Raw genomic sequence first — 9,944 nt, 5'->3', positions numbered from 1 at the left:
CGAACCCGGCCGCCGGACCGCCGCCCGGACCGCCGCCGGACGCCATGAGGCCCGCCGCCGGACCGCCGCCCCGACCGCCGTGGGACCCCTCGGAAAGAGGGGGCGCACTCGCTCCCATGGCGCGCGCCGGTGGCCCACTCCGTGGCGCGCGTCCCCCGTAGAGGTGAGTTGAGACCTCTTCGAAACATGGGCCCTACGACAGGCCCATGCGGCTCGTTGCATGGCAGAACATCGCTACACCTGTTAACTCCCTTATGTTCCAAGGCCATTAACCACCTTCAACCATGCAAAAACGTGCCTGCCTATAGGTGATTGTGCGACCGGACCCACCGCCCGCCCGAGCCCTACTATCGGCTCGCCATGACAGCAGCAGGGAAACACCAGGTGAGCCGGACGGACACATCCCGCCGGGGAAGCCGGCAAGGTCGGGCGGGCATCCGGGACGTGGCCGCCGCAGCCGGTGTCTCCATCACGACTGTCTCGGACGCGCTCAACGGCAAGGGACGGTTACCCGACGCCACGCGACGCCATGTCCGAGAGGTCGCAGAACGCCTCGGCTATCGACCGTCCGCCGCCGCCCGAACCCTCCGTACCGGTAAGTCGGGCCTCATCGGCCTGACGGTCACGACGTACGGGGATGAACCTTTCACCTTCACCGAGTTCGCCTACTTCGCCGAGATGGCCAGGGCCGCCACCTCCGCCGCGCTTGCCCGCGGCTACGCCCTCGTCATCCTCCCCGCCACCTCCCGCCATGACGTCTGGGCGAATGTCGCCCTCGACGGCACCGTCGTCATCGATCCCTCCGACCACGATCCGGTCGTCACCGAACTCGTCCGCCAGGGCCTTCCCGTCGTCTCCGACGGCCGGCCCGCGGGCACCCTTCCCGTCACCGCCTGGGTCGACAACGACCATGAGGCGGCCGTCCTCGATCTGCTCGACCATCTCGCCGCGGCCGGAGCGCGCCGGATCGGTCTGCTCACCGGCACCACCACGGACACCTACACCCGGCTCTCCACCACCGCCTATCTGCACTGGTGCGAACGCGTCGGCCAGGACCCGGTCTACGAGTCCTATCCCGCCCACGACCCGTGCGCCGGGGCCGTCGCCGCCGACCGGCTGCTGGCCCGCCCGGACCGGCCCGACGCCGTGTACGGGCTCTTCGATCCCAACGGCACCGATCTGCTCGCCGCCGCACGGCGGTACGGACTGCGCGTACCGGACGATCTCCTGCTCGTCTGCTGCAGCGAGTCCACCGTGTACGCGTCGACGGAACCGCCCATCACGACGCTCTCGCTCAAGCCACGCCGTATCGGCACCGCCGTCGTCCAGCTCCTCATCGACGCCATCGAAGGGCTGGAGACCGACCGGCCGGTCGAGCAGGTCATACCGACCGAACTGATCGTCCGTACCTCCTCCCAGCGACGCCCTCCGCGCACCACGGTCAGCGCGCCCCGCTCTCCCGCAGCCGACTGACCGAAGGCCCAGACCTTTCGCATTTCGGGCGATCGGCGCGAAAACAGCCGCTGAACCGGAGGTGCAATCGGATTCACCACCCCTGGTACGTCACACAGGACGAGCTGCATTCCTATGATGGGCGGACGACACCACGGACCTTCCCTCACCACCGGTGGACTCACCGCCACCGGCCGGACGGCCCGCGAGGTGTACGGCGGTACGACGGCGGTGGAGGGGTCGATGACACAGGGGGCCGGCCAGGGACCCGTGGTGCGGACGGCGACATTGCGCGACTTCCGCGTACCGCCGTACGCACAGGTCCCCGTGCAGTCCGGACCGCCCGGACAGCCCGGCCCCCCGGCCGGTGCCATGTCCGGGCCGGCCGGTCCCATGTCCGGGCATCCCGGCAACGCGGTCCCCGACGACGAGCCGCCGGAGGGCTACACACCCACCGAGCGCGACCTCCCGGTCATCAACCGGGGGGACACGGTCCAGGTACGGGTGGCTCCGGCCGCCGACGCGCCGGGGCCCGACGGCCTCGGCCCGCTCTATGTCGTCGGCGATGTCCACGGCTATCTCGACGAACTCCTCGCCGCGCTCGCCGAACAGGGGCTGATCGACGCCGACGGCCACTGGACGGCGGGCAGCGCCCGCCTCTGGTTCCTCGGGGACTTCACCGACCGCGGTCCGGACGGTATCGGCGTCATCGATCTCGTCATGCGGCTCTCCGCGGAGGCGGCGGCGGCGGGCGGCTACTGCAAGGCCCTGATGGGCAATCACGAGCTGCTGCTGATCGGCGCCAAGCGGTTCGGCGACACCCATGTCAACTCCGGCGCGGGCACGGCCACCTTCCAGGCCGCCTGGCTGCTGAACGGCGGTCAGCGCACCGATATGGAGCGCCTCCAGGACGTCCATCTCCAGTGGATGTCCCGGCTCGACGCGGTGGTCGAGGAGGAGGGACACCTGCTGGTGCACTCCGACACGACGGCCTATCTGGACTACGGTTCCACGATCGAGGACGTCAACGACACCATTCATCAGATCCTCACCCGCAATGACGCGGACGAATGCTGGGATCTGTTCCGCAAGCTCACGAAACGCTTCGCGTTCCGCGACGACGGCGGCCCGCAGGCCGTCCAGGAACTGCTCTCCAAGTATGGCGGACAGCGCATCGTCCATGGCCACAGCCCCATTCCGTATCTGCTGGGCGAAGTCGGCACCGAAGATGTCTCGGACGGCGAGGCGGACACCGGCCCGGTGGTGGAAGGGCCACATGTATATGCCGACGGACTTGCCATCGCGATGGACGGCGGAGTGACCATGGCGGGAAAGCTGCTGGTCGTCCGGCTTCCTCTGGAGAACTGAAACACCGTCACGCGAGTGATTTCCGCAAACCCCCTGTCACCACGCGCCGGAAGAGCTCTACCATCGGTTTATCCGTAGCAGGCTCTCCTCCGTTTTCGCCAACTGCCCGTCCTATACGGGCAAACCGGCCCTACGGAGCATCGGGGGATGCACATGAACAGCGCTCCACACCTGCTGAGCGAGGATCGCGCGGATTTCGAGCGGATCCTCGATGACGTACTGCGCAACGCACACGACCGGCCGGATCTCGACACGGTCGGGGAGCGGCTCAACAATGAGCAGCTCCGCACGATGGCGCTGAACGCCACGGCGCTGATAACGACGGCCGCAGCCGCCGAGTACGAGCACTACAGAAAGATCCGCGAGGAGTCACGCTCGCCGGGGCCCTCGGTCTCGGTCCGCGATTCCGTACTGGAGCCGGAGGGAAGCGAGCCGACGGGATCCGGTGCGGGGCTGACGGCTGTTGTCACCGTGCTGCTCCCGGTGCTCGGAGGCACGGCCGCGGTGATCTTCCTGATCGTCGGTTATCTCCTCAAGGCGCTCAGTCGGCCGCCCGCGTTCGCCGACAGCCTGGTCGCCGTGGGCTGGTTCTTCGGTGCCATCACCGCGATAGGCATCCTGGCCGCCGCGACGGGCCTGCTGATCACGGCCCTGCGCAACAGCTCGACCCAGCTTCCGGCCGAGGAGCCGACGAGCGGTGAGCTGCCGGACGAAGTGGCCCGTGCGCGGGAGGCCTGGCGCCATGCCCTGCTGGAGCGCGGCATTCTGCCCTTCCTGCGCGCCGCTCTGGCCGACCCGAGCGCGGATCCGGCCGCGCCACCGCCCAGGTCGATCAAGCATCTGCCCAAGATCGGCTACAGCCGGCCCGACTTCACCAGCCCGGACGAAGGCGCCACCACCGGCCAGCGCCCGAGCTTCACCAGCCCGGACTTCACCAGCCCCGACTTCGGCGGCCCGGACCACCATCCGGAGTGACGTACGGCGCCGACGGCCCCGGAGACCGCCGACGGCTCCCGGAGACTTCGTCAGACAGCCGGTGTGAGCGGTGGGGCCCGGACCTCGGACCGGGGCCGCCACCGCTCACCTACCGCAAGTCTCCAGATCAGTCAGCCAGCGGCAGATATACGCGATTGCCGCTCGCCGCGAACTCCTTGGACTTCTGGGCCATGCCCGCCTCGATCTCGGCGGCTCCGAACACGGTGTCCTCCGTCCCGGTGCCCTCCGTACCGGCGCCCGCCGTCCCGCCACTCGCCATGTCGCCGCCGTGCCGCTGCCTGATGTCCTGTGAGATCTTCATCGAGCAGAACTTGGGGCCGCACATCGAGCAGAAGTGAGCCGTCTTCGCCGGTTCGGCCGGGAGAGTCTCGTCGTGGAATTCCCGGGCCGTGTCCGGGTCGAGGGCCAGATTGAACTGGTCCTCCCAGCGGAACTCGAACCGGGCGTCGGAGAGGGCGTCGTCCCAGTCCTGCGCTCCCGGATGGCCCTTGGCGAGGTCCGCCGCATGGGCCGCGATCTTGTAGGTGATGACACCGGTCTTGACGTCGTCCCGGTTCGGCAGACCGAGGTGCTCCTTGGGCGTGACATAGCAGAGCATCGCCGTCCCCCACCAGGCGATCATCGCCGCACCGATCCCGGAGGTGATGTGGTCGTACGCCGGAGCCACATCGGTCGTCAGCGGGCCGAGCGTGTAGAACGGCGCCTCCTCGCAGATCTCCTGCTGAAGGTCGATGTTCTCCTTGATCTTGTGCATCGGGACATGGCCCGGCCCTTCGATCATCGTCTGTACGCCCAGCCGCTTCGCGGTCGAGTTCAGCTCCCCGAGCGTCCGCAGCTCGGCGAACTGGGCCTCGTCGTTGGCGTCCGCGATGGATCCCGGCCGTAGACCGTCGCCCAGGGAGTACGTCACGTCGTACGCCGCGAGGATCTCGCACAGCTCCTCGAAGTTCTCGTACAGGAACGACTCCTTGTGGTGCGCCAGACACCAGGCCGCCATGATCGAGCCGCCCCGCGAGACGATGCCCGTCTTACGGCGCGCCGTCAGCGGCACATACCGCAGCAGTACGCCGGCATGGACCGTCATGTAGTCGACGCCCTGCTCGGCCTGCTCGACGACCGTGTCCTTGTAGATCTCCCAGGTCAGCTCCTCGGCCCTGCCGTCGACCTTCTCCAGCGCCTGGTAGAGCGGCACGGTGCCGATCGGCACGGGGGAGTTGCGCAGCACCCACTCACGCGTGGTGTGGATATTGCGGCCCGTGGAGAGGTCCATGACCGTGTCCGCGCCCCAGCGCGTCGCCCAGGTCATCTTCTCCACCTCCTCCTCGATGGAGGAAGTGACCGCGGAATTGCCGATGTTGGCGTTGACCTTGACCAGGAACCGCCTGCCGATGATCATCGGCTCGATCTCCGGATGATTGACATTCGCCGGCAGTACGGCGCGGCCCGCGGAGATCTCCTCGCGGACGACCTCCGGGGACACGTTCTCGCGGATCGCGACGTACTCCATCTCCGGTGTGATGTCTCCGCGACGGGCGTACGCGAGCTGTGTCACCACCTGCCCGGGCCGGCCCCGGCGCGGCTGACGCGGCCGGCCCGGGAAGACCGCGTCGAGGTTGCGCAGTCCTCCGCGCGGCGCCGTGTGCTTGAGGCCGTCGTCCTCGGGACGGACCGGCCGGCCCGCGTACTCCTCGGTGTCACCTCGCCCGATGATCCAGTTCTCCCGCAGCGGCGCGAGACCGCGGCGTACATCGGTCTCGACGGTGGGATCGGTGTACGGCCCCGATGTGTCGTACAGCGTCACGTCCTGGCCGTTGGTGAGGTGCACCCGGCGGACCGGCACCTGAAGGTCGGGGCGTGAGCCCTGGACATATCCCTTGTGCCAGCCGATGGACCTCTGGGCCTCGATCGGATCTCCCGAATCGGAGGCAGGCGTGTGTGCGTCCTGAACGGTCATGAGACCTACTCCCTACGCCGGCATTACCCGGTAACAGGTTCAGCGGTCGGCGCAGCTCAGGGGTCCTGGGGATACTCCCCGGGACTACACAGTCAGCGCCCTCTCAGCCCGGTGCTCCGAGCTCCCGCGTGTGCAAAAGGTGCCCCCACGCTAGCGTCATATCCGGCGTGCTGAACAGAGGGCCTCTGGCTTCTTGCGATGATCGGAGGGTGACCTCACCCCAGCAGACCCACGAATCACATGGACACTCGCACAGTCATGGCCCCGCCGCGCCGGTCTCCCAGCACCTTCGCAAGGTCATCGCGGCAGTCCTGATTCCGTTCGCGACCGCGGTGGTCGTCGGGCTGGCCGTGCTCTGGCCGGGTGGCGCACCGGCGCATGAGCGCACCGGTGTGGGCTTCGACCGGCAGACCGAGCAGGGCCGGGTGGTTCAGATCCAGTCGGTCGACTGCAAGGACGTGAACGCCGCCCAGATCCCGTCCACCGGCGATACCTCAAAACCTCAGGGACGTGAGGCGGAGCGGGCGGAGAACGGTGACTGCACCAAGGCGACGATCGAGGTCACCAGCGGCAAGGAGAAAGGGCGGACCTTTATCGAGGTCGTCCAGCCGGACGCACCACGACAGTTTCACGTGAAACAGGGCGTAGTGGTGGCATACGCACCCGACGCGCCTCGCGATCTCCAGTACTCCGTGACGGATGTGAACCGCAGATTCCCCATGGCCCTGCTGGCGGGGATCTTCGCCCTGGCGGTGGTCGTGGTGGGGCGGCTGCGCGGTCTCATGGCCCTGGTCGCACTCGCCGTCTCATTCGCCGTGCTGACGCTGTTCATCCTGCCCGCGATTCTTCAGGGCTCGAATCCGCTGGCCGTGGCGGTGGTCGGGGCCAGCGCGATCATGCTGCTCGCGCTCTATATGTGTCACGGTCTGACAGCCCGTACCTCGGTCGCGGTCCTCGGCACACTGATCTCACTGCTGCTGATCGGGCTGCTGGGCTCGCTCTTCATCGGCTGGGCGAGCCTGACCGGCAACACCGACGACAACACCGGGCTGATCCATGGTCTCTATCCCGAAATCGATATGAGCGGTCTGCTGCTGGCAGGCGTCATCATCGGCTCACTCGGTGTACTCGACGATGTGACCGTCACACAGACCTCGGCGGTCTGGGAGCTGCACCAGGCGGATCCGTCGATGGGACCGCGTGCCCTCTACCGGGCCGGTATCCGGATCGGCCGGGACCATATCGCCTCGGTGGTCAATACGCTCGTCCTCGCCTACGCGGGCGCCGCGCTGCCGCTGCTGCTGCTCTTCTCGATCGCACAGTCGGGCGTGGGTACGGTCGCGAACAGTGAGCTGGTGGCGGAGGAGATCGTCAGAACGCTGGTGGGGTCGATCGGTCTGGTCGCATCGGTGCCGGTGACCACGGCGCTGGCGGCGCTCGTGGTCTCCGCCGACCGCTCGGGGCAGAAGGACTCGCCAGTGGCCCCGCCGACGGCCCCGGAGGCCCTCTCAGATCCCGAGGGCCCGGAAGCGGCGCCCTCACTGCCGGTACAGAGCGCACCGGCGCGCAAACTGGGCGGCGGCAAGGGCCGACGCCGCAAGAAATAGTCCCTCTGGTCCCTCTGCCGTCCCGGCCCGGAAATCGCCGTCCCGTCCGGAAATCCGTTCGGCCGTAAAGGATCACCCGGACGGCCCCGTTCGGACCGGCTCAGCCGGCATTCTCCTCGGCCAGGATGCGGCCGAGCGCCTCCTCAAGATTGCCCTCGAAGTCACCGAGCGTGCGCTCCTGACCGAGCGGAACCAGTCGGTCCGTGCGGTCGAGGAAGGCCACCAGAGGCGCGGCGCTGACGCGGAAAAGCGCGTGATCGTCGCCGACCTGGAGCCGGATATGGACATCGGAGAGGTCCTCGGGCTCGGTGGGCGCGATATGCACATCGCCGTCACCGCTCGGCGTGTTGATCCCGTCGAGCAGCAGCTCACGGCCGAAGGTCCAGGTGACAGGCGCATCGCCGGGCAAATGGAATGTCATGCGCACGGCGTAGGGATCTCTCATCTCGTAATGGAGTTCCACCGGGATCCGGAACGCCAGCTCCTCCGAGACGAGGAAGCTCATCAGGACCTCGGCCTGCACCGACTCGCGCATCGTGTACTCCGGAGTAGATGAAACAGTGGCTGGGAATGATCCCCGTTGACCCTCTTGACGCAATCGTCCTGTAAGCGCTAGCAGATCACAAGGAGTAATTTTTCAGATACAGATAGAGAAGGCGAGCGTGCTGAGCAGCGATCCGGTCTCTCTGTGTAATCGCTCGACCGTCGGGAGCCGTTGCCCTGGCTCGTGGAGTGGCACAGAAACAGCCACAGTCGCCGCCACGGATCCAAAACGGACGGGCGCGTCGAGCGTGTCGTCGTGCCGGCGCGTGTCATGCCGGCGGCCGATCGAGTCGGTGATCCTGCCGCGACGATTCTGCACAGCCTCACCGAGGGCGAAAACACTCGGAGCTGCGCTTTCTGTAACCGTGGCCAAAGTCGCCCCCAGGCATGCCGACGGGCGTGAGCCCGCCCGCGGGGGCCGCCCCCGCGCGCCCGCCGCACTCCTGAGGGAGACCGGGGAGCGGTGGGATTTGTCACTCTAGGGGCAGGCCGCTCCCCGGGATGGTTTCCGGTTCACCTTTCCCTCGCGCGGGCTAACGGCCGCACGCGCGGTCTGTCCTACAAGTCCGTACCGGTCCGGTCCTTACCGTTCCTTGCCTGTCCCTGCCGGTCGCCGTGCGACGGCTAGGAGGACATGAACTTCCGTACGACATAGATGAGTCCGCCGACAAGTGCCACAAAGATCAGCACCTTGAAGAGCACTCCGATCACAAACGCGACCACGCTCATGATCAGTCCACCGAACACGACGATGGCGATCACGGGCACCGCGATCCACTTCACCCACCAGGGCAACCCCGTGAGTAGCTCCCGAACCGCCATCGTCCTTACCTCGCTTCACCGAGTGACACACGTACCTGCCTTGCACCATCGATGCTAGAGCCGAGGGAACGGCGGCGGAGCCCGTGCGGCCCCCGCTCTCCCCTGATCCGACCCTGAGGCAGCCCTGAGAAGAAGGCCGCCCGGTCAGCCCTCGGGCGGAGAGAACACGACCATCACCCGCAGGTCCTCCGTGATGTGGTGGAACTTGTGCGCGACTCCGGCCGGTACGTACACGACGCTGCCCCGGCCGACCTGGCTCGTCTCCATCCCGACGGTGATCGAGGCCCGGCCGCTCACCACGAAGTACACCTCGTCCTGCCGGTGCGGCTGCTGCGGGTCGATCTCACCGGCGTCCAGGGCGTAGAGGCCCACTGACATGTTGCGTTCCCGCAGAAACTGCAGATACGCCCCGTCGTTGGCGGCACGCTCCGCCTCCAGCTCGTCCAGTCGGAATGCCTTCATGCCACGATCAGACCATGAAGAATTTCGTAGTCAAGACGATCGCCAACGCAGGCGCTCTCGCAGTGGCGATCTGGCTGGTCAAGGACATCACTCTGACCGGTGACAGCACCGGCAACCAGGCCCTGACACTGGTGCTCGTGGCACTGGTCTTCGGGCTGGTGAACTTCACAGTCAAGCCGGTGGTGAAGCTGCTGACACTGCCGCTGTTCATCCTCACGCTCGGACTGATCACGCTGGTGGTCAACGCCCTGATGCTGCTGCTGACCTCGTGGCTCGCCGACAAGCTGGATCTGAGCTTCCAGGTCGACGGCTTCTGGACCGCCGTGCTCGGCGGCCTGATCATCTCGATCGTGTCGTGGGCACTGCACATGGTGCTCCCTGACGACAATGACTGACCGCCCGTACCGCGTCTGCTTCGTCTGCACCGGCAATATCTGCCGCTCGCCCATCGCCGAGTCCGTCTTCCGCGCACGGCTGACCGAGGCCGGTCTCGCCGGGGTGGTCGAGGTGGACAGCGCCGGAACCGGCGGCTGGCACGAGGGAGACGGCGCCGACCCGCGCGCCGTCGCCGTACTGGACGCGCACGGATATGAGAACGATCACACCGCACGGCAGTTCCACGCCTCGTGGTTCTCCCGTCTCGATCTGGTGATCGCGCTCGACGAAGGTCATCTGCGCGAGCTGCGGCGGCTCGCGCCCACCGCCGCCGATGCCGCGAAGGTGCGGCTGCTGCGCTCGTA

General features: G+C 67.3%; 10 protein-coding genes and 1 riboswitch. Of the genes, 6 read left to right on the top strand and 4 right to left on the bottom strand.

Features of this window, described 5'->3' with window-relative positions:
• The first annotated feature begins 360 nt into the window (after window positions 1–360).
• From GA0115259_RS10770 to GA0115259_RS10760, 3 genes are all read left to right on the top strand, one after another.
• A complete protein-coding gene (locus tag GA0115259_RS10770) occupies window positions 361–1,473 on the top strand; it encodes a LacI family DNA-binding transcriptional regulator (protein WP_093594312.1) in 1,113 nt (370 codons plus the stop codon).
• A gap of 222 nt (window positions 1,474–1,695) precedes the next feature.
• On the top strand, window positions 1,696–2,820 hold the full coding sequence (locus GA0115259_RS10765) for a metallophosphoesterase (protein ID WP_093594322.1): 1,125 nt from the start codon (window positions 1,696–1,698) through the stop codon (window positions 2,818–2,820).
• 147 nt (window positions 2,821–2,967) lie between these two features.
• A complete protein-coding gene (locus GA0115259_RS10760; RefSeq protein ID WP_176732499.1) occupies window positions 2,968–3,795 on the top strand; it encodes a hypothetical protein in 828 nt (275 codons plus the stop codon).
• Window positions 3,796–3,922: 127 nt separating this feature from the next.
• Here the strand turns inward: GA0115259_RS10760 and thiC are convergent, their stop codons facing one another.
• Window positions 3,923–5,770 (bottom strand): phosphomethylpyrimidine synthase ThiC, encoded by a 1,848-nt coding sequence (gene thiC, locus GA0115259_RS10755; protein WP_093594309.1) that lies wholly within the window; start codon window positions 5,768–5,770, stop codon window positions 3,923–3,925.
• A riboswitch (TPP riboswitch) is annotated at window positions 5,763–5,908 on the bottom strand. (Overlaps the previous gene by 8 nt.)
• Before the next feature lie 71 nt (window positions 5,909–5,979).
• Between thiC and GA0115259_RS10750 the strand changes: the two genes are divergently transcribed.
• A complete protein-coding gene (locus GA0115259_RS10750; protein WP_176732498.1) occupies window positions 5,980–7,377 on the top strand; it encodes a YibE/F family protein in 1,398 nt (465 codons plus the stop codon).
• A gap of 100 nt (window positions 7,378–7,477) precedes the next feature.
• Here the strand turns inward: GA0115259_RS10750 and GA0115259_RS10745 are convergent, their stop codons facing one another.
• The 3 genes from GA0115259_RS10745 to GA0115259_RS10735 all read right to left on the bottom strand — a co-directional run bounded on the left by GA0115259_RS10745 (window position 7,478) and on the right by GA0115259_RS10735 (window position 9,204).
• Complete coding sequence (locus GA0115259_RS10745) at window positions 7,478–7,912, bottom strand: SsgA family sporulation/cell division regulator (protein WP_093594306.1); 435 nt, start codon at window positions 7,910–7,912, stop codon at window positions 7,478–7,480.
• Window positions 7,913–8,544: 632 nt separating this feature from the next.
• Window positions 8,545–8,742 (bottom strand): DUF5326 family protein, encoded by a 198-nt coding sequence (locus GA0115259_RS10740; RefSeq protein WP_093594303.1) that lies wholly within the window; start codon window positions 8,740–8,742, stop codon window positions 8,545–8,547.
• 144 nt (window positions 8,743–8,886) lie between these two features.
• On the bottom strand, window positions 8,887–9,204 hold the full coding sequence (locus GA0115259_RS10735) for a cupin domain-containing protein (RefSeq protein ID WP_093594300.1): 318 nt from the start codon (window positions 9,202–9,204) through the stop codon (window positions 8,887–8,889).
• A 14-nt stretch (window positions 9,205–9,218) separates the two neighbouring features.
• Here GA0115259_RS10735 and GA0115259_RS10730 point away from each other — a divergent pair, with 14 nt between their 5' ends.
• Window positions 9,219–9,599, top strand: coding sequence for a phage holin family protein (locus tag GA0115259_RS10730; protein WP_093594297.1), 381 nt, complete (start codon window positions 9,219–9,221; stop codon window positions 9,597–9,599).
• The coding region (locus tag GA0115259_RS10725; RefSeq protein WP_141716517.1) for a low molecular weight protein-tyrosine-phosphatase at window positions 9,592–9,944 on the top strand (353 nt) is incomplete at its 3' end. The genes GA0115259_RS10730 and GA0115259_RS10725, both read left to right, overlap by 8 nt.

This window comes from Streptomyces sp. MnatMP-M17, assembly GCF_900091995.1.
Classification (GTDB): Bacteria; Actinomycetota; Actinomycetes; order Streptomycetales; family Streptomycetaceae; genus Streptomyces.
Note: the sequence above shows the minus strand (reverse complement) of the source record. Positions and strands in the feature narration are given on the sequence as shown.